Annotated in this window: 22 protein-coding genes and 2 other annotated features; of the genes, 20 read left to right on the top strand and 2 right to left on the bottom strand. The window is 42.0% G+C overall.

The features are described from left to right. Positions 1-13: 13 nt before the first annotated feature. The 11 genes from coaE to ACN6NB_RS13040 all read left to right on the top strand — a co-directional run bounded on the left by coaE (position 14) and on the right by ACN6NB_RS13040 (position 10,892). Entirely contained in the window at positions 14-619 is a 606-nt protein-coding gene (coaE, locus tag ACN6NB_RS13090; protein WP_047202652.1) for a dephospho-CoA kinase, read from the top strand. Between the two features lie 172 nt (positions 620-791). Further along, the gene (locus tag ACN6NB_RS13085) at positions 792-1,814 is read left to right on the top strand and encodes a glyceraldehyde-3-phosphate dehydrogenase (protein WP_144464206.1); all 1,023 of its coding nucleotides are present in this window, start codon (positions 792-794) and stop codon (positions 1,812-1,814) included. Positions 1,815-2,049: 235 nt separating this feature from the next. Next, complete coding sequence (speD, locus tag ACN6NB_RS13080; RefSeq protein ID WP_003216492.1) at positions 2,050-2,430, top strand: adenosylmethionine decarboxylase; 381 nt, start codon at positions 2,050-2,052, stop codon at positions 2,428-2,430. Between the two features lie 184 nt (positions 2,431-2,614). Next, on the top strand, positions 2,615-3,001 hold the full coding sequence (locus ACN6NB_RS13075; protein WP_047202651.1) for a hypothetical protein: 387 nt from the start codon (positions 2,615-2,617) through the stop codon (positions 2,999-3,001). 4 nt (positions 3,002-3,005) lie between these two features. Continuing rightward, on the top strand, positions 3,006-3,464 hold the full coding sequence (nrdR, locus tag ACN6NB_RS13070; RefSeq protein WP_003216720.1) for a transcriptional regulator NrdR: 459 nt from the start codon (positions 3,006-3,008) through the stop codon (positions 3,462-3,464). A 101-nt stretch (positions 3,465-3,565) separates the two neighbouring features. Further along, positions 3,566-4,990 carry a replicative helicase loading/DNA remodeling protein DnaB gene (dnaB, locus tag ACN6NB_RS13065; protein WP_058838328.1) on the top strand — a complete coding sequence of 475 codons (1,425 nt, stop codon included), beginning with the start codon at positions 3,566-3,568 and terminating at the stop codon, positions 4,988-4,990. A 16-nt stretch (positions 4,991-5,006) separates the two neighbouring features. Next, on the top strand, positions 5,007-5,936 hold the full coding sequence (dnaI, locus tag ACN6NB_RS13060) for a primosomal protein DnaI (RefSeq protein ID WP_024425710.1): 930 nt from the start codon (positions 5,007-5,009) through the stop codon (positions 5,934-5,936). 33 nt (positions 5,937-5,969) lie between these two features. Beyond that, entirely contained in the window at positions 5,970-6,608 is a 639-nt protein-coding gene (locus ACN6NB_RS13055; RefSeq protein ID WP_039183253.1) for a TVP38/TMEM64 family protein, read from the top strand. A 60-nt stretch (positions 6,609-6,668) separates the two neighbouring features. Next, positions 6,669-7,538, top strand: a complete 870-nt coding sequence (gene ytxC, locus ACN6NB_RS13050; RefSeq protein ID WP_039180544.1) for a putative sporulation protein YtxC — start codon at positions 6,669-6,671, stop codon at positions 7,536-7,538. 43 nt (positions 7,539-7,581) lie between these two features. After that, positions 7,582-7,828 (top strand) — a binding site (T-box leader). Between the two features lie 44 nt (positions 7,829-7,872). Further along, positions 7,873-9,813, top strand: a complete 1,941-nt coding sequence (gene thrS, locus ACN6NB_RS13045; RefSeq protein ID WP_024425713.1) for a threonine--tRNA ligase — start codon at positions 7,873-7,875, stop codon at positions 9,811-9,813. 158 nt (positions 9,814-9,971) lie between these two features. After that, a complete protein-coding gene (locus tag ACN6NB_RS13040) occupies positions 9,972-10,892 on the top strand; it encodes a methyl-accepting chemotaxis protein (RefSeq protein WP_039180543.1) in 921 nt (306 codons plus the stop codon). Between the two features lie 52 nt (positions 10,893-10,944). On the opposite strand, the gene ACN6NB_RS13035 is transcribed toward ACN6NB_RS13040, so the two are convergent. After that, positions 10,945-11,724, bottom strand: a complete 780-nt coding sequence (locus tag ACN6NB_RS13035) for an HAD family hydrolase (RefSeq protein ID WP_039180540.1) — start codon at positions 11,722-11,724, stop codon at positions 10,945-10,947. 176 nt (positions 11,725-11,900) lie between these two features. On the opposite strand from ACN6NB_RS13035, the gene ACN6NB_RS13030 reads away from it, so the two are divergent. The 8 genes from ACN6NB_RS13030 (at position 11,901) to ACN6NB_RS12995 (ending at position 17,476) form a co-directional block, all read left to right on the top strand. Further along, positions 11,901-13,658: a sensor histidine kinase gene (locus tag ACN6NB_RS13030; protein ID WP_064497837.1), complete on the top strand. Its 1,758-nt coding sequence runs from the start codon at positions 11,901-11,903 to the stop codon at positions 13,656-13,658. Next, positions 13,655-14,392 (top strand): LytR/AlgR family response regulator transcription factor, encoded by a 738-nt coding sequence (locus tag ACN6NB_RS13025; RefSeq protein WP_039180535.1) that lies wholly within the window; start codon positions 13,655-13,657, stop codon positions 14,390-14,392. Before ACN6NB_RS13030 ends, ACN6NB_RS13025 begins: the two co-directional genes overlap by 4 nt. Positions 14,393-14,529: 137 nt before the next feature. Then, positions 14,530-14,973, top strand: a complete 444-nt coding sequence (lrgA, locus tag ACN6NB_RS13020; RefSeq protein ID WP_024425718.1) for an antiholin-like murein hydrolase modulator LrgA — start codon at positions 14,530-14,532, stop codon at positions 14,971-14,973. Positions 14,974-14,987: 14 nt separating this feature from the next. After that, positions 14,988-15,683: an antiholin-like protein LrgB gene (lrgB, locus tag ACN6NB_RS13015; protein ID WP_024425719.1), complete on the top strand. Its 696-nt coding sequence runs from the start codon at positions 14,988-14,990 to the stop codon at positions 15,681-15,683. Between the two features lie 128 nt (positions 15,684-15,811). Beyond that, positions 15,812-15,943, top strand: a sequence feature (ribosomal protein L20 leader region). Between the two features lie 71 nt (positions 15,944-16,014). Then, positions 16,015-16,530 carry a translation initiation factor IF-3 gene (gene infC, locus ACN6NB_RS13010; protein ID WP_024425720.1) on the top strand — a complete coding sequence of 172 codons (516 nt, stop codon included), beginning with the start codon at positions 16,015-16,017 and terminating at the stop codon, positions 16,528-16,530. Positions 16,531-16,554: 24 nt separating this feature from the next. Then, the gene (gene rpmI / locus ACN6NB_RS13005; RefSeq protein WP_003216324.1) at positions 16,555-16,755 is read left to right on the top strand and encodes a 50S ribosomal protein L35; all 201 of its coding nucleotides are present in this window, start codon (positions 16,555-16,557) and stop codon (positions 16,753-16,755) included. Positions 16,756-16,786: 31 nt separating this feature from the next. Next, the gene (gene rplT / locus ACN6NB_RS13000) at positions 16,787-17,146 is read left to right on the top strand and encodes a 50S ribosomal protein L20 (RefSeq protein WP_007501659.1); all 360 of its coding nucleotides are present in this window, start codon (positions 16,787-16,789) and stop codon (positions 17,144-17,146) included. Positions 17,147-17,209: 63 nt separating this feature from the next. Next, positions 17,210-17,476, top strand: coding sequence for a DUF1294 domain-containing protein (locus ACN6NB_RS12995; RefSeq protein WP_039180532.1), 267 nt, complete (start codon positions 17,210-17,212; stop codon positions 17,474-17,476). 17 nt (positions 17,477-17,493) lie between these two features. Here ACN6NB_RS12995 and ACN6NB_RS12990 read toward each other — a convergent pair whose 3' ends face one another. Further along, entirely contained in the window at positions 17,494-17,898 is a 405-nt protein-coding gene (locus tag ACN6NB_RS12990) for a hypothetical protein (protein WP_024426127.1), read from the bottom strand. Positions 17,899-18,077: 179 nt separating this feature from the next. On the opposite strand from ACN6NB_RS12990, the gene ACN6NB_RS12985 reads away from it, so the two are divergent. Further along, positions 18,078-19,166 (top strand): M42 family metallopeptidase, encoded by a 1,089-nt coding sequence (locus tag ACN6NB_RS12985; RefSeq protein ID WP_064497840.1) that lies wholly within the window; start codon positions 18,078-18,080, stop codon positions 19,164-19,166. Positions 19,167-19,451 lie beyond the last annotated feature (285 nt).

Below are 19,451 nucleotides of genomic sequence, written 5' to 3'. Positions count from 1 at the left end.
AGGAGGAAATCAATTGACGCTTGTCATTGGATTAACAGGCGGGATTGCTAGTGGAAAAAGCACCGTCTCGCAAATGATAAAAGAGCAGGGCATCCGGGTCGTGGACGCAGATGTCATTGCAAAAGAAGCGGTTGCCAAAGGTACACCAGCTCTTCAACAAATCGTTCAAACCTTTGGCGAGGATGTTCTCCTGCCAAATGGGGAGCTGAACCGGCAGCAGCTTGGAGCCATCATTTTTTCTGATGAAGAGAAAAGAAAGCAGCTGAATGCGATTGTTCATCCTGAAGTGAGAAAGGAAATGCTCAAACAGAGAGATGAAGGAGTTAGTCAGCAAGAAACCTTCGTTGTCCTCGATATCCCGCTTTTATTTGAAAGTCAGCTGGAAAGCCTCGTCGACCGCATCATTGTGGTGTATACAACGCCTGAATTGCAGCTGTCGCGGCTCATGAATCGAAATGATCTCAGCGAGGAAGAAGCACTGAATCGTATTCACTCTCAGCAGTCTCTTGAGGAGAAATGTAAAAAAGCAGACCGCGTGATAGAGAACACACAAGATCTCGCGTTTATCAGAAAGCAATTGCAGAACATATTAAATGAATGGGAACATACAGATAAGTAAGAGTACATACACGTACTCTTCTTTTTTTATGCTTTATTCTTATTTCCTTTGAAAAGAACAGCCCTTTTTAGAAAATATACGTTTATATACTGGCAATTATATTCTAATGTGATATACTAATTTCATAAATAAATTTATTGAGTATAACACATAATAGAGGAGTGACCTGTTCATGAAGGTAAAAGCAGCGATCAATGGGTTTGGCAGAATTGGACGCATGGTCTTCAGAAAAGCAATGCTTGATGATCAAATTCAAATTGTAGCGGTGAACGCAAGCTATCCTGCCGAAACGCTAGCACATTTAATTAAATATGACACAAATCATGGACGTTACGAATGTGATGTGACTGCAGAAGATGACGCCTTGATTGTAAATGGCAAAAGAGTGCTTTTGCTTAATAGTAGAGATCCAAAGCAGCTTCCATGGGGAGAGCTTGGGATTGATATCGTCATTGAAGCAACAGGTAAATTTAATTCAAAAGATCAAGCGATGGGCCATATAGATGCTGGAGCGAAAAAAGTCGTTCTAACAGCTCCAGGTAAAAATGAAGACATTACGATTGTGATGGGTGTCAATGAGGATGATCTTGATCCTGAAAAGCACGTCATTATTTCAAACGCATCTTGTACAACAAACTGTTTAGCACCAGTTGTGAAACTGTTAGATGATGAATTTGGCATCGACAACGGGTTAATGACAACGGTTCATGCTTATACAAATGATCAAAAAAATATCGATAACCCGCATAAGGATCTGCGCCGCGCAAGAGCATGTGCTCAGTCCATTATTCCAACTACGACGGGTGCCGCTAAAGCGCTTTCTTTAGTGCTTCCGCACATGAAAGGGAAATTGCATGGGCTTGCACTCCGCGTGCCAGTTTCCAATGTGTCGATGGTTGACCTTGTTGTAGACTTAAAAAAAGATGTCACAGCAGAAGAAGTCAATGCAGCCTTCTCAAATGCATCTAAAACATCTCTTGCTGGTATTTTAGATTACACAGATGAGCCGCTTGTCTCTACGGACTTTAACACGAACCCTTACTCAGCAGTCGTTGATGGATTGACAACGATGGTAATGGAAGGGAGAAAAGTAAAAGTTCTTGCATGGTATGACAATGAATGGGGTTATTCATGCCGAGTGGTTGACCTTGTGAAATTTGTCGGCGCACAGATGAAAGAGCTTTCTGCTGTTTGAAATGAAGAAGACGATCGTCCCTTTTCAAGAAATGAGAGAAAATCCCACTAAAAACACAGCTTGCAAAATGGGTCTAAACAAAGTATACTATTTTTCGTGAACTTCTTGTTCGCAGACTCATTCGGGTATACTTAAAGGGTTAGGACCTCTTAGGACTAACTTTCCCCCGTGGTATATGTCCGGTCCGGCTGCTTAGAACTTCACTCTTTCATTCTTGTTTAAAGGGGGGTCCATGATGGAAACAATCGGACGTCACGTTATCTCCGAGCTATGGGGATGCGACTGTGATAAACTGAACGACATGGATTTTATTGAAAAAACGTTTGTAAATGCAGCTTTGAAATCAGGAGCTGAGGTAAGAGAGGTTGCTTTTCACAAATTTGCACCTCAAGGAGTAAGTGGAGTTGTCATTATTTCTGAATCTCATCTGACAATTCACAGCTTTCCTGAACATGGTTATGCGAGCATAGATGTTTATACTTGCGGCGACCTAGATCCGAATATTGCAGCAGATCATATCGGAGATGAATTAGGTGCTGAAACAAGAGAAAACATCGAAATTCCTCGAGGCATGGGACCTGTACAAGTAAAACAGGCACAAGCCAAAGCACTGTAAACATAAAAAAGATTGCAATGGGAGCTGGCCAAAAGCATTAAATGCCTTTGTGTTATGCTCCTTTTTATATTTTATTTGAGAAAAAATCCAACATTCCCCAGCTTGTCTATACTTTTGTTCTAGGAAAACAAAGGTTTTTTTTATAAAATAAAGAAAGAGGCATTATGGCAAAGGGGATACGTGTATGATTTTAAGACAAAATTTTAAACGGTTCATGTCAAACCATACAGAAACATCTGACGAGCATCCAGTGTCAGAACTGAAAAGCCATTACTACAAATCGACGAATGCACAAGTTTTTCAAGCGGTGGAAGCCATTCTTTCCCGAAACGATTCCTATCAAGTGACATCTGTTTCAGCAGAACGAGGTGAAATCAGCGCAAACATACGATTGCCGAAAAAAGCCTTTCTCGTAGCGACTGTCATTTCAATTCGTCCTTTTGAAACAGCTGTCGATTTTAATGTAACAACAGAAACGGCCCTGCCAACAGATTTCGGCTATAGTCAGAAGACCGTTCTGTCCCTTTATGATGAACTAGACAAACAACTTCCAAGAATAGATCGGAGCTGATGATATGAAATGTCCCACATGTCAGCACCTTGGCACAAGGGTGCTTGATTCAAGACCAGTAGATGAAGGGAAATCCATCCGTCGTAGAAGAGAGTGCGAAAGCTGCCAATATCGCTTTACGACGTTTGAAAAATTAGAAGAATTACCGCTGATTGTGGTGAAAAAAGAAGGAATTCGAGAAGAATTCAGCCGCGAAAAAATGCTGAGAGGACTTATCAAAGCGTGTGAAAAGCGTCCTGTCGCTTTAAAGCAGCTGGAGGATGTCTGCTTTAATATCGAAAAAGAACTGCGCAATCAAGGCATGTCAGAAGTGAAAAGCGAGCTTGTAGGTGAAATGGTGATGGACGAGCTGGCGAAAATTGATGAAGTGTCTTACGTTAGGTTTGCCTCGGTTTACCGGCAGTTTAAAGACATCAATGTCTTTATTGATGAATTAAAAGATCTATTAAAGAAAGAACGCTAAAAAGAGCTGGAGATTCTTCATGCTCTTTTTCCTGCGTAAAGCGTAAAACGCAAAAAGAGTGTACAATGGAAACAATCGCAATTCATGGGGAGGATCAGCATATGACAGAGCATTGGAAGGAAGTGCTAGCCGTCGATCCGTATGTCGTCAAAAGCGCTTCATTGCTCGGTGACATCGATAGACAGCTCATCACTCTTTTATATCAGCCGCTTATTGGCATGTCCGCTTTTAGCTTATACATGACGCTGTGGGGAGAGCTGGAACAAAATCGTATGTGGGGAAAACCTGCACCTCATCGGCAGCTCATGGTCATGCTGCAGACGAATTTAAATGATATTTTTGAGGAACGTTTAAAGCTTGAAGCAATCGGCTTACTCCGCACATATGAACAGGAAACGGAAGAAGGCAGACTGTTTACATATGAGCTTGTACCGCCGCTAAGACCGGATGAATTTTTCCAAGATGGTATGCTGAATGTCCTGCTGTACCATCGTGTAGAGAAAGCAAAATATATGCAGCTTCGTGATTATTTCTCTTACCCAGGTGTTCCTGCAGAAGCAAAGAACATTTCACGGTCGTTTGAAGAAGTCTTTCACGTATTGCAGCCAGGCGAACGCAAGATGACAGAAGAGATTCATCAGGCGACATCGCTTGATCAAGGCTATGAATATGTGACTGTTGGATCGAGTCAGCCGGCACCGCTCTCAGACGAATCCTTCGATTTCGATCTATTGTTAGCGGGTATGTCTGACATGATGATTCCAAGAAAGGCTTTGACAAAGCAGGTAAAAGAAACAATTAAGAAGTTAGCTGTTGTATACGGCATCACCCCGCTTCAAATGCAAAATATTGTAGCAGGTGCATGCGGTTCGGATCAAATGATCTCAACAGAAGAGCTGAGAAAAGCAGCAAGAGACTGGTACCAAATTGAATACAGAGGCGAACAGCCAAAGCTGATTGATCAAAAACAGCCAAGACACTTGCGGCAAGATGCTTCAAAGACGCCGGCAGCGGATACTCCAGATGCAAAATTGATTGAAAAGCTGGATCATATTTCGCCTAGAGAGCTGCTAAAAGACATGGCAGATGGCATTGAGCCAACATATGCCGACTTAAGAATTGTCGAAGATATCATGCTCGAGCAGCAGCTAGAGCCAGGTGTCATGAATGTTCTCATCTACTATACCTTACTCAAAACAGATATGAAGCTGTCGAAAACATACATGCAAAAAATCGCCGCTCATTGGGTAAGAAAGAAAATCAAAACCGTTGCCGCGGCGATGAAAATTGCCAAAGAAGAGAACAGACAAATGACGGAGTGGGCGCAGCAGAAAAAGCAGCGCAGCACATATGGTTCAGGAAAAGTCGTCAGGGAAGAGAAACTGCCTGACTGGATGAAAGAAACCGAAACGAAAGAACAGCCGGCAAAAGAGCAAACGGACAATCTGTCTACAGAAGACCTCGAACGAGAAAAAGAAAAACTGTTAGATCAGTTTAAAAATATGAAAAAGTACAATGCACATTAAGGTGAGGTGAGATGGGATGAAACCGATCGGTCGTTCATTTGAACAGCTAAAAGGACGAGTAGATTTTCGCGTGAGATACAATCAGATTAAAGAAAGTGTGTTATCTGATGAAGATGTGAAGGCCTTTTTACAGAAGCATCAAGAAGAAATACATGAAGACATGATCAATCGCAGCTTGAACCGGCTCTTTGAATATGTGCAGCAGTCGAAGGGCTGCTCTTACTGCTTAGATGACGAAAACGTCAATGCCATTTTAGATGGGTATCACCCGAAGCTTGTAATCAAAGGTCAGAGTATTGATATTGAATATTCCCCTTGTCCAGTCAAGCTGCGGCTCGATAGACAGAAAAAACAGCAAGAGCTGATGAAAAGCATGTATATTCCGCAAAATGTCCTTCAAGCGACGTTCGCTGATCTGAACGTTGTGGGAAGACAAGAGGTCATCCAAAAAGTAGGTCAATTCCTCCAAAGCTATGATGAGACTGGAAAAGGAAAAGGCTTGTATTTACACGGAAAATTTGGAGTAGGAAAAACGTATATTCTGGCAGCCATTGCGCAGCAGCTAGCGGAGAAAGAATACCCATCTCTCCTTGTTTACGTGCCTGAATTTGTGAGAGAGTTAAAAAATTCGTTAGCTGATCATACGCTAGAAGAAAAGCTGAATATGGTTAAATCCACCCCGATTTTAATGCTTGATGATATTGGAGCAGAATCGATGACAAGCTGGGTGCGGGATGAGCTGCTCGGTACGATCTTACAATACCGTATGGCAGAGCAGCTGCCGACGTTTTTCTCTTCTAATTTCTCACCAAATGAGCTGAAGCATCACTTTACGTACTCACAGCGCGGGGAAAAAGAAGAGGTCAAAGCCGCTCGTTTAATGGAACGGATTCTCTATTTAGCAGAGCCGGTCTTGCTCGAAGGAGAAAATCGCCGTCATTTATAAAAACGTATGTCACCTGAAGGAGGAGCAAATGAAATGAACAAAAGAAAATGGCTGCTTTTTCTTGTGATTGGCATTCTTGCTGCTGCGTTGTGGTGGCTGAATAAACAGCATCTTCAGCTCGCGCCGAAAGATGTGAAGAATTGGGTGCTTCAATTTGGGATACTGGCTCCCTTTGTTTTTCTTTTCTTATCTCTTTTCCGCCCGTTTGTTCTCGTCCCGATTACAGTCTTTTCTTTGGCGGCAGGTTTGGCATTCGGCAGTGTCCTTGGGACGATTTATGCCCTCATTGGGGCTACAGCCGGGGCAACAGGCTCCTTCATGATTGCTTCAACCTTTCGTGCAAAAAAGAAGGAAACGGAATCAAACAGCCGAAAGCTGAAAGCGGTGACGTCCCGCATTCAGGAGCATGGATTTCTTTATATTTTGTTATTGCGTATTGCACCGATTCATTTTGATTTCGTCAGCTATGCGGCAGCTGCTTCACGTGCAAATTATCGTGCATTTGTGGCAGCCACCTTTTTAGGCTTAATACCGGGTACAATTGCGTTAAATGTTCTCGGCTCAAGCTTTGTCAGCGGCAATTATGCCGCCTTAGTGGTTGTTTGTTTGATTTATTTGATCTTTATCTCCGTTCCACTCATTTTAAAAAGAAAGATGCCTGATTTATTTTAGGCGTCTATTTTTTATGTTTCCCCCATATATATGTAACAGATGTCGTTAGGGGGGACAAACATGCTTGAAATAATCTTTGAAGATGAATATGATACCGCCGCTTTTTTACATCTTGCTGAACACTTGGACAGTCGGCATCACATGTCAATTCAACAAGGGAAAGACCGGCTTCTCATAGAGGCGAAGGAATCAGAAGAAGCACTTGAGCACATTGTGCGGCCATTATTGGTTCACTTTTTTTTGGAATGCAAAGAAAATGAGCGCATGCGCAGCATCCTTGAAAACACCTATTTATTTAAAGATCCCGAAGAGCAGCACCAAATTCTTTCCATCGCTCACAGTATCATGAACGGGGACTTAGATGATATTCCCGGCATTCAGCAAGAGCCGTCAAGAGAAGCCCTTTTAAAAAAGGAGCTTGAGGCAATTTCTTTACAGCAAGGTGTTTTTTCAATTGGTTCATTTATGACATTTAGGCTGTCAGAGTATGATCGAAGGCTGAAGAACTATGTTGAAGTGTCCATTGAAGAATACAAAATGGAGCAAGAGTATCAAAACTTCATTCAATCGCTTCGAGACTATGTGATGGCAAGAGAGCCTAGGCTCGAAAAAGTACATGTTGTGCATCAGGACCGCCTGGTGATTTGGGAATTTCGCTACGCTTCTGAGCGTGATCAAAAACAATACATAGACAGACAGTTTGTAAGAGAGCATCCAATGTATATTGATTCGCAGCTGATTGCACCGCTTGTCTCCATTGCACCGCAAAAAATTGACCTATTTACAAATGATACAGGTCACTCGATGGTGCAAACGATTCAAAATATTTTTCAAGAAAGGGTCGAGGTGTTCCCATCTCATTCATTCCAAGAGCACAATGTTCAATTTGTACATGACCATTTCGACAAGAAAAGTGAAAAGCTTTCTTGATTTTCACGAAAAAACGTTTTATAATACGGTGTAACTTCATACAGAGACCGTATTGATAAGGACATGAACAAATGAACACCCGCTTAAAGAGAGGGAAGCCGCGGCTGAAAGCTTCCTAGCAGAGGACCATTTGCTTTACCACCTTTGAACATCAGCTGTGAACTTTTTAGTAATGGCTGACGGGAATTCCCGTTATCGAACCGCAAGCCGTATTTGCTTATGAAAAGCAAGCTGCAAGTACGGGAAAAAGGGTGGAACCACGATTCCGTTTATTCAACCTCGTCCCTTTCCAGGGGGCGGGGTTTTTATATTGCCAAAAAAGGAGTGACCAGAGATGTCAGAACAAATTCAACTTACATTTCCAGATGGAGCAGTCAAGGAGTTTGACAAAACAGCGACAACAGAAGACATCGCGGCATCAATTAGCCCGGGCCTAAAGAAAAAAGCACTTGCCGGTAAATTGAACGGTAAAGAAATAGATCTGCGTACGCCGCTATTAGAAAGTGGAACAATCGAGATCATCACAGACAAAAGTGAAGAAGCACTCGACATTATGCGCCACAGCACAGCCCATTTGCTAGCGCAGGCGATCAAACGCCTGTATGGAAAAGAACATCACGTTCAGTTTGGCGTAGGTCCTGTCATCGAAAATGGCTTCTACTATGATGTGGACATCGATGTAGCCATCACACCTGAAGACTTGCCAAAGATTGAAAAAGAAATGAAGAAAATCATTAACAGCAATCTGCCAATTGAGCGAATTGAAGTATCAAGAGAAGAAGCGAAAAAGCGCTTTGAAGCGATTGGTGATGAGTTGAAGCTTGAGCTGTTAGAGGCGATTCCAGAAGGTGAAGCTGTGACGATTTATGAGCAGGGTGAATTCTTTGACCTCTGCCGCGGGATTCACTTGCCGTCTACAGGGAAAATTAAAGAGTTTAAACTGTTAAGCCTTGCAGGTGCATACTGGAGAGGTGACAGTAACAACCAAATGCTTCAGCGTATTTACGGAACAGCTTTCTTCAGCAAAGAAGATTTAAATGAGCATTTACGTCTGCTTGAAGAAGCGAAAGAACGCGATCACCGTAAGCTTGGAAAAGAGCTGAAGCTGTTTGCGAATTCTCAAAAGGTTGGTCAAGGACTTCCGCTTTGGCTGCCAAAAGGCGCAACGATCCGCCGCGTCATTGAGCGTTACATTGTCGATAAAGAAGTGCGTCTTGGCTATGAGCATGTGTACACACCTGTTCTTGCGAATGTTGAATTGTATAAAACATCAGGACACTGGGCGCATTATCAAGAAGACATGTTCCCAGTGATGGAAATGGACAACGAAGATCTTGTTCTTCGTCCGATGAACTGTCCGCACCATATGATGATTTACAAAAACGAGCCGCACAGCTATCGCGAATTGCCAATTCGTATTGCAGAGCTTGGTACAATGCACCGCTATGAAATGTCAGGTGCTTTATCCGGCCTTCAGCGTGTCCGCGGTATGACATTAAACGATGCACACATCTTTGTTCGTCCAGATCAAATCAAAGACGAGTTCATCCGTACAGTTCGCTTAATTGAAGAAGTGTATCAAGACTTTGGCTTGAATGACTACACATTCCGCTTATCTTACCGTGATCCAGAAGATACTGAGAAGTATTTCGATGACGATGCGATGTGGAATAAAGCACAATCGATGCTGAAGGATGCAATGGACGAGCTTGGCCACGATTATTATGAAGCAGAAGGCGAAGCAGCATTTTATGGTCCGAAGCTTGATGTACAAGTGAAGACAGCTCTTGGAAAAGAAGAAACATTATCCACTGTACAGCTTGATTTCTTACTTCCAGAACGCTTCGATCTCACATATATCGGAGAAGATGGAAAGCACCATCGTCCAGTCGTCATTCATAGAGGCGTTGTTTCTACAATGGAACGCTTCGTTGCCTTCTTAATTGAAGAATACAAAGGAGCTCTGCCAACATGGCTGGCACCTGTACAATTCCAAGTCATTCCAGTTTCACCGTCTGTTCATTTAGACTATGCGAAAAAAGTGCAGGAACGTTTGCAGCTTGAAGGTCTTCGTGTAGAACTTGACAGCCGCGATGAAAAAATTGGGTACAAAATTAGAGAAGCGCAAATGCAAAAGATTCCGTACATGCTTGTTGTCGGAGATCAAGAAGCAGAAAATGGCGCTGTCAATGTTAGAAAATATGGGGAACAAGATTCAGAAACAATGGATCTTGAAGCCTTTGTGAAACATGCAGTAGCAGAAGCGAAAAAATAATGAAGCAGCCAGTGATTCTTTTTTAGATCACTGGCTTTTTTCTTTTTGGAAAACATCCTCCACTAGTGATCCAATTCCTAAAAAGAGACGTTTAGATAGTACAAAAGTAAGGGTAAGTATGTACTATTGGTTTGAGACAAATTGGGGGAATGAAATCGATGAAGCAAACAACAAACACTTTATCGTCACAAGTATTGGAGCAATCAGCTGTTCTTCGTGCATTAGAGCACTCGCTGGCAATGATTGAATTTAATGTGACAGGTGAAGTTCTATGGGTGAACGATATTTTTGCAAAAGCCATGGGATATTCTAAAGAAGAGATGATCGGTCTTAAACATAGACAGTTTTGTCCTCCACATATTACAGAACACACAAGCTATCATATGTTTTGGAAGAGTTTGAGAGAAGGTCAAGTCTTTCAGGAAAAAGTACAGCGGTTCACAAAAAACGGCAGCAGCTTATGGCTTGAAGCGACATATTCACCTGTTCGAGATGAAGAAGGAACTGTAGTGGGTGTTGTGAAAGTGGCGACAGATATTACGGAGAGAGAACTATCGATGAAACAGGTTGTAGAAGACTTAAAGGAGATGTCTGCGAAATTAATGGAACGAGCAGAAGTTGGCATACAGCATAGTCAAAGTGTCAATACATCCTTTAATCATATAGCAAACGAAACCGATCAAAATATGAGCTTGCTAAAAGGATTAACGGAGCAGGTAGAGTCCATCAGCTCTATTGCGGCAACCATTAATAGTATTTCTTCGCAAACCCAGCTGCTCGCCTTAAATGCGGCAATAGAAGCGGCACATGCGGGTTCCTATGGAAATGGCTTTAGTGTAGTGGCAGCAGAAATTCGAAAGCTTGCGACAAATTCAAAAGAAGCGATCGTCAAGGTAGATCAATATGTGAAGGCGATCCATGCAGAAGTAGAGAAGGTCAGCAGCGGAACAAGCAGGGCAAAGACAACCGTGTTTACAAACCGGGATCTTGTAAAGCTGGCAAGCGAAGAATTCATCATTGTAGGAGAAGCAGCACGCGGCTTAGACCGGCAAGCGCAAAGTCTAGCATCAATCATTTAGCTCTGTGAATAAAAAACACCCAATCTCGTCAGGAGAAGGGTGTTTTTTTGTTTTATTTTAATATATCAAACAATTCATGTAAGTCTTTGATTTCATAATCAGGCGTCACATCTGTTTCATTTTTCTTGTCATGGCGATTGATCCAAACGGTTTGGATACCAACGCGAGATGCGCCGAGAATATCTGTTTTTGGATTATCCCCAACCATGATCACTTCGTCTTTTGTTAAGTTTAACAGCTGAAGGCAGTGCTCAAAGATACCTGGATCAGGCTTGCCTTTCCCATAATCCCCTGAAATCACAATCTCGTTAAAATAAGGAGCAAGCTCAGGAACACCCGCAAGTTTTTCCTTTTGAAGGCTAGGATCTCCGTTTGTTAAAAGGAGCAATTCGTAGCTGCCTTTCAGGCGGTTTAAAACAGGGTATGTTTCTTCATAGACATATGGGCGTTTCCTACGCTCTGCTGCAAAGAAATCAGCCAAATATTGTCCAAATGCCTCATCGTCAATTCCCGCTGCCCTTAAGCCATTGGTCCAAGCGTTTTTGCGATATTCTGGTGCAATGGCGTTCAGCTTTTGAAAGCCTTCGCTAATCGGTTCACTAAAATTGGACCACAGTCCTTCGAAAGGATTAATGCCGATCATGACAGTATAATCATATGTTTCATAGGAAGAGTACAGCTTTCTTGCTTCTTCACGTACAATCTGTTCAAATGATTCTGGATCGAGTCCATATTTCTTTTCCGCTTCCCGGCAAGTTTCCTGAAAAGTTGTGTGAATGCTTTTTTCGTCCCAAAGTAAAGTATCATCTAAATCGAAAAATACGGCTTTCATGATCTTCTCCCTTGTTATGTATGTGTTACCTTCAATTGCAAGTGACAGGCTCATGTTCATTTTACAATAGAAGAAGAGGCCAATAAAGAAAAGATTTGAGAGATCTTTGATCATTGACCGCACATGATAGAATAGAAAGACAGTAGAGAAGACATACATCAATTGAGGTGGCCGGTTTGCTTCATTTAATTATCATGATGATCGAGCGTGTAGGGATCATCGTTATTCTAGGATTTGTGCTTGCTCATGTGAAGGGCTTTCGCAATCTATTGCTACATAATCAAGGATTTCGGAAAAAGGCAATCCTTGTCTTCATTTTTGCTTCTTTTAGCATTATCAGCAATTACACAGGAATTGAAATCCAGCAGCAAATTGTCATGAATCATGAGTTTTCTTATCATCTCGGCTCGTCAAGCTCTATCGCCAATACGAGAATTATGGGGATCGAAATGGGCGGTTTGATCGGGGGGCCGTTTGTAGGGATTGGTGCAGGGCTTTTAGCTGGAATTCATCGCTATTCCCTTGGAGGAAGCACCGCGCTCAGCTGTGCGATTTCTTCCATTTTAGCCGGTGTCATTGCAGGTTATGTCGGCAGCAGGTTTAAGCGGAGGAATCGAATGGTGACACCTCGCCAAGCAGCTTTTTTTGGGGTGGCGATGGAATCATTACAGATGATCATTATCCTTCTGTTTGCAAGGCCATTCGCCGATGCATGGGGGCTAGTCAGTATCATTGCCCTGCCGATGATTTTTGTGAATGGAATCGGTAGCTTTATCTTTTTATCTATTTTACAGTCAGTCATTCGGCAAGAAGAGCAGGCAAAGGCGATGCAGACGCATCGTGTATTTTTGATCGCCGATCAAACACTGCCTTTTTTCCGCCAAGGGTTAAATGAACAGTCTTGTAAAAGTGTGGCGGAGATCATTCATCGGTTGACTGAAACAGATGCGGTCTCTTTAACAGATACAGAAAAGATTTTAGCGCATGTCGGAGATGGAACAGATCATCATATTCCATCTAAAAGCCTGATTACGGGGCTGTCGAAACAAGTCTTGATGAGCGGCAAGATTATGAAGGCACATTCGAAGGGCGAAATCAATTGTTCCGTCGCTCATTGCCCTCTTGAAGCCGCAATCGTGCTGCCGCTCACTTCTAACGGTCAAACGATCGGGACGTTAAAAATGTATTTCAATTCTCCGGTCGGATTAAGCAGGGTGGAAGAGGAGCTTGCAGAAGGTTTGGCGATGCTGTTTTCCACACAGCTTGAGCTTGGAGAGGCGGAAACTCAAAGCCGCCTGCTAAAAGATGCAGAGATCAAAGCCCTTCAAGCACAAGTGAACCCGCACTTTTTATTTAACGCCATTAATACCATCTCTGTTTTGTGCAGAACCAATGTGGAGATGGCAAGGAAGCTGCTGTTGCAGCTAAGTATTTATTTTCGCTCAAATATGCAAGGTGCCCGCCAGCTGCTGATTCCGATGCATAAAGAGATTCAGCATGTGGAGGCATATTTGTCACTTGAACAAGCAAGATTTCCAAATAAGTACCATGTGACCTTTCAAATTGAAAAGGAGCTGGAGCAGGTGATGATTCCGCCCTTTGTGATTCAGGTGCTTGTTGAAAACGCTGTGAGACATGCTTTTCCTAAACATCAAACAAATTGTGAAGTCATCGTATCCGCTTTGATGAAAGATGGGCATGTTTATATGAAAGTAACAGATAATGGGCAGGGAATTGAAGATGATAAGATGGCTCAACTATTAAAAGCGCCTGTCGAATCACTAGAAGGAACAGGGACAGCCCTTTTTAATTTAGATCAGCGGTTAAGAGGGATTTTTGGCAGACAAGCTGCTTTATCGATTCATAGTGACCAAGGCACTGACATCTCATTTCGCATTCCAATGGATTATGTAAAAAAGGATGATTCTCATTGATGAAGGTATTAATTGTAGATGATGAAGTATTAGCAAGAGATGAATTAAAATACTTATTACGAAGAACGAAAGAGGAAGTTCAAATAGAGGAAGCAGAAAATATAGAATCTGCTTTTGATCGGATGGTTGATCAGAAGCCGGATCTGCTCTTTTTAGACATTGATTTATCTGGTGAGAATGGATTTGATATTGCCAAAAGGCTCAACCGGATGTCTGATCCGCCAGCGGTTGTATTTGCGACAGCCTTTGATCAATATGCGCTGAAGGCGTTTGAGGTAAGTGCGCTTGATTACTTAACAAAACCATTCGATGAAGAGCGTTTGCTCCAGACCATTCAAAAGTTTAAAAAATGGAAATCTGTTGAAACGCAAGAGCACCAGCTGTTAGATGAGAAAATACCCCATCAGCAAAAATTAGCGATCTCAGTTGATGACTCTATTGTGATCCTGCAAGTTGAAGAGATCATGTATGTAGGACTAAGCGAGGGGAAAAAGGTTGTGAAAACAAAGGATCACATGTATGAGGTCACAGAACCGCTGGTGGTCATTGAAAAGAAACTCCCTGAGGCTTATTTTATGAGGGTCCATCGCAGCTATATCGTGAATACCTCTCATATGAAAGAAGTACAGCCGTGGTTTAATTCGACGTACAATCTGCATATGACAGACGGGTCCATCATTCCTGTCAGCCGCACATATGCCAAAGAATTAAAGAAGTCACTCCTGCTAGAGTAGGAGGGCTTTTTTTGTTTGTATTTCAATACTCGTTTTTTGCATTTCAGTCATTGAATCTGGTGAGTTTTATTGTAAACGCTTTATTCATTTATTTCATGCCGTATACTGAGGGCAGTCGAAGAAAGAGGTGAAGGGGCATGAGTGCCACTAAAGTATATGGATTTTTATCTCAAGCATTTATTTTTGCAACCGTAATGTTCGTTTCTAATCTCATTTCAATGTATTTACCGATTCCGATGCCCGCATCCGTGATTGGTTTGGTTCTATTATTTGTTTTGTTAACAACGAAAATTGTCAAACTGGAGCAGGTGGAGCAATTAGGTACATCATTGACAGGACTCATTAGCTTTCTATTTGTTCCCTCTGGGATCTCAGTTATTCAATCACTAGGTGTCATGCAAGAAGTAGGTGTGCAAGTAGTCGGTGTCATTATCATTGCAACCATTATGTTACTTGCAGCGACAGGGCTGTTTTCACAGCTTCTCATGCAATTATCAGAAAGACCGCAGAAACGTAAAGAGACAAAGGAGAGTAAATCTGCTCCTTCTCATTCAAATAAACCAGCTTCAAGTACGCATTAAAGGAGAGATGCAAAATGGGTACAAGTACAATGAGTCCTTATTTTGGCATTGTCGTCTCATTAGTCGCTTTTGGAATAGGGACATTTTTATTTAAAAAATCAAAAGGTTTCTTCTTGTTCACCCCGCTGTTTGTGGCGATGGTACTGGGCATTTTATTTTTGAAAGTTGGCGGTTTTTCCTACGCAGATTATAATGAGGGCGGCAAGATTATCAAATTTTTCTTAGAGCCTGCCACGATTGCTTTCGCTATCCCGCTTTATAAGCAGAGAGCCTTGCTTAAAAAATATTGGTGGCAAATTTTATCCGCTATTTTTGTAGGTTCACTTTGTTCCATTACGATCGTATATCTCGTCGCAAAAGGAATTCATTTAGATGCGGCTGTGATGAAAAGCATGCTTCCACAAGCAGCGACAACAGCGATTGCTCTCCCGATTGCAAAAGATATTGGCGGAATTGCAGATATCACAGCCTTTGCGGTCATATTTAATGCCGTCATTGTCTATGCACTAGGTGCCTTCTTCTTAAAATTGTTCCGCATTAAAAACCCAGTGGCAAAAGGTCTTGCACTTGGTACATCAGGACATGCGCTTGGGGTTTCTGTTGGAATTGAGATGGGAGAAGTAGAAGCAGCTATGGCAAGTATCGCCGTTGTGGTCGTAGGAGTTGTGACCGTTATCGTCATCCCAATCTTTATGCAATTGATTCTTTGATGGCGTCATTGTGTGAAAAAGTCTTGCCCAATTCGTCTCATCATGTTACACTGAAAAAGTTGTTTCAAGAGTTCGGTTACTTGACGGACAAATGAAAATTGTGTAGAATAGTTAACGAATTGAATAGATATCACAAGCAGAAGCACCCGCTTCTCACCTGATTGACACATGTTTGTAGTTGACAGGTTGACCGTACATTTATTTTTTCATGCAAATGTTCGCAGTGTGGGTGTTTTATATGCCCACACTTTTTGTTTGCCTGTAAAACATACAACGAAATGGTCAAAATGAATTGTGAACTCAATTCAAAATCTCATGGAGGTGGCTCACTATTAGCAAAGATCAATTAGTTAATGAAGGTATTCGTGCGCGTGAAGTTCGTTTGATCGGACAAAATGGCGATCAGCTTGGGATTAAAACCCGCCAGGAAGCTCTGGAAATTGCTGCTAAAGCTAATCTTGACCTTGTGTTAGTTGCTGCAAATGCAAAACCACCTGTTTGCCGAATCATGGACTATGGTAAGTTCCGATTCGAACAGCAGAAGAAGGAAAAAGAGGCACGTAAGAATCAAAAAATCATTAGCTTAAAAGAAGTTCGGTTGAGCCCGACAATCGATGAACATGATTTTAACACGAAGCTCCGTAATGCAATCAAATTCCTTGAAAAGGGAGATAAAGTGAAAGCTTCTATCCGCTTTAAAGGCCGTGCGATTACGCATAAAGAAATCGGACAGCGCGTGTTAGACCGTTTCTCTGAAGCTTGCGCTGAAGTAGCAACAGTAGAAACAAAACCTAAGATGGACGGACGCAGCATGTTCCTCATGCTTGCACCAAAAGTCGAAAAGTAAAGTAACAGAGGGAGGAAACATCCAATGCCAAAAATGAAAACTCACCGCGGATCTGCTAAACGTTTCAAAAAAACAGGTTCTGGTAAACTTAAACGTTCTCATGCGTACACAAGTCACTTGTTCGCTAACAAATCTACAAAGCAAAAACGTAAATTGCGTAAGAGCGCAATCGTAAGTGCTGGAGATTTCAAACGTATCAAACAACAACTTGCAAACATCAAGTAATTTGGAATAGGAATCATAGGAGGGAATTACAATGCCAAGAGTAAAAGGCGGAACTGTGTCGCGTCAGCGTCGTAAAAAGGTTCTTAAATTAGCAAAAGGTTATTTCGGTTCAAAACATAGATTATACAAAGTAGCAAACCAACAGGTGATGAAATCTGGAAACTACGCTTTCCGTGACCGTCGTCAGAAAAAACGTGACTTCCGTAAACTATGGATCACTCGTATCAACGCTGCAGCTCGTATGAACGGTCTTTCTTACAGCCGTTTAATGCATGGCTTAAAGCTTTCTGGTATCGAAGTAAACCGCAAAATGCTTGCTGACCTTGCTGTGAATGACCTAAATGCATTCAATCAGCTTGCTGATGCTGCAAAAGCACAACTAGACAAGTAAGTTTTATAAAAGATCATTCCTTTGAGGGGTGATCTTTTTTTCTCATCATGTGAGGTGAAATGAATGAATATGGCTTTGATCCTGCTGCTTATTTTAGTGAATGGCTACGGCTTTTTTCTCATGGGTGAGGACAAACGCCGAGCCAAAGCACATAAATGGAGAATTTCAGAGGCGCATTTATGGAGTGCTGCGGTGCTTTTTGGCGCCGCTGGATCGTATCTGGGAATGCAGTATTTCCGGCATAAAACAAAGCATCCTGCCTTTCAAATCGGCATGCCTGTATTAATGATTTTGCAGTTGATTCTATTGGGCTATATCCAAGTTACTTGAAAAAGGAGCAGACGCCATCAGGACGGCGTGTCTGCTCCTTTTTTTTGTTTGATTTTTTTAATGGGCTGATCCCAATCAATTTTGGTTTGAGGATAACGCTCGATAATGTTTTCCTCTAGTTTTTCAAAGTCTTCTAATGTAAATTCACTCAGCTTCTCAGGTGACTCCGTCCAAACGTAAATGGAGTGGACAAACAGAGGATGATCCTTAGAAGGAACATGCTTCTCCCCTTCAAACAAGACACCTTTATAGACGAAATTAAAGTTTTTGCGCGCGTTTTGCTGTTCGTCCATAAAATAAAAGCCTTCTTTTAATTGTGCTTGTTTCAGCTTTCTTCTCGGATTTGAGAAGAATTTTACCGCCATGTAGAAGATGTAGACAAGCAGTGCAACAAGAGCTAGTCTCATGAGGATTACAAACATGACAGGATGCACCTCCAATACCGTTATCTGATGTACTACGAATGAAAACGCCAAAAGGTTTCAACTTTTTTTAAAAAAATATTTCGTAAAACGAAAAAATATTCATAAAAAGATCGTATTGAACGAAAGAGGTTTTGTATAATAAGAATGCACCATGAAGATAAAGGAGGATAAATGGAATGACAAAGCTAGATCAAACATTAACTATGCTGAAAGACCTAACGGATGCAAAAGGGATCCCAGGAAATGAACGTGATGTCAAAAAAGTCATGCAGACATACATAGAATCATATGCAGATGAAGTCTCTACAGACCGCCTTGGCAGCTTGATTGCTAAAAAGGAAGGAAACGCAAACGGGCCTAAAATTATGCTCGCAGGTCACTTAGATGAAGTAGGGTTCATGGTGACAAAAATTGATGACAAAGGCTACATTCGTTTTCAAACAGTCGGCGGCTGGTGGTCACAGGTCATGCTCGCTCAGCGTGTCACCATTGTAACGAAAAAGGGAGAGATTACAGGGGTCATTGGTTCTAAACCACCACACGTCTTGTCACCTGAAGCTCGCAAAAAGTCAATTGAGATTACGGATATGTTTATTGATATTGGGGCGTCAAGCAAAGAACAGGCAATGGAGTGGGGCGTACTGCCTGGAGATCAAATCGTTCCTTACTTTGAGTTTACAGTCATGAATGATGAAAAAATGCTCCTTGCAAAAGCATGGGACAACCGCATTGGCTGTGCGGTGGCCATTGATGTTATGAAAAACTTACACAATGCTGAGCATGAGAATATTGCTTACAGCGTCGCAACTGTCCAAGAGGAAGTAGGCCTGCGCGGAGCTAAAACAGCAGCGGCTACGATTCAGCCTGATATTGGATTTGCCATTGATGTAGGTGTGGCAGGAGATACACCAGGCATCACTGAGAAAGAAGCAACAAGCAAACTTGGCAAAGGCCCAACGATTGTTGTATTTGATGCTTCAATGGTCTCTCATAAAGGACTTCGTGATTTTGTTGTCCAAACAGCGGATGAGCTGAACATTCCTTATCAATATGACTCAATGCCTGGCGGCGGGACAGATGCTGGCGGTATTCATTTAACGGGGCATGGTGTTCCATCACTATCTATCGGGATTCCGAGCAGATATATTCATACCCATGCTGCAATGATTCACCGAGATGATTATGAAAATGCAGTGAAGCTTTTAACAGAAGTGATCAAAAGACTTGATCAAAAAACCGTCGAACAAATTACGTACGGTTCATAAGTAAGGAAGCCTTTCCTCAGCAGGGGAAAGGCTTTTTTTATTGAATTTCCCAGGAAATGAACGGTGTTTTTTTAAGATGCACCAAAAGAACTGTTTTTGGCAAAAGAAGAGAACATTTCCTAGTGAATAAGGCACATGTGATCAAGCGTTTATTTTTGTAAGATGAAAGCAATAAAAAGGACAGAGCCATAGAATGCCCTGCCAAAAGAGAGTTTATGGAAGTAGGTGAAGCTACCTTAAGAATAAACACATTATTCTTATTTGTCAACTTGGTTTTAAAAGAAA

This window comes from Bacillus sp. 11B20 (assembly GCF_056098985.1).
Note: the sequence above shows the minus strand (reverse complement) of the source record. Positions and strands in the feature narration are given on the sequence as shown.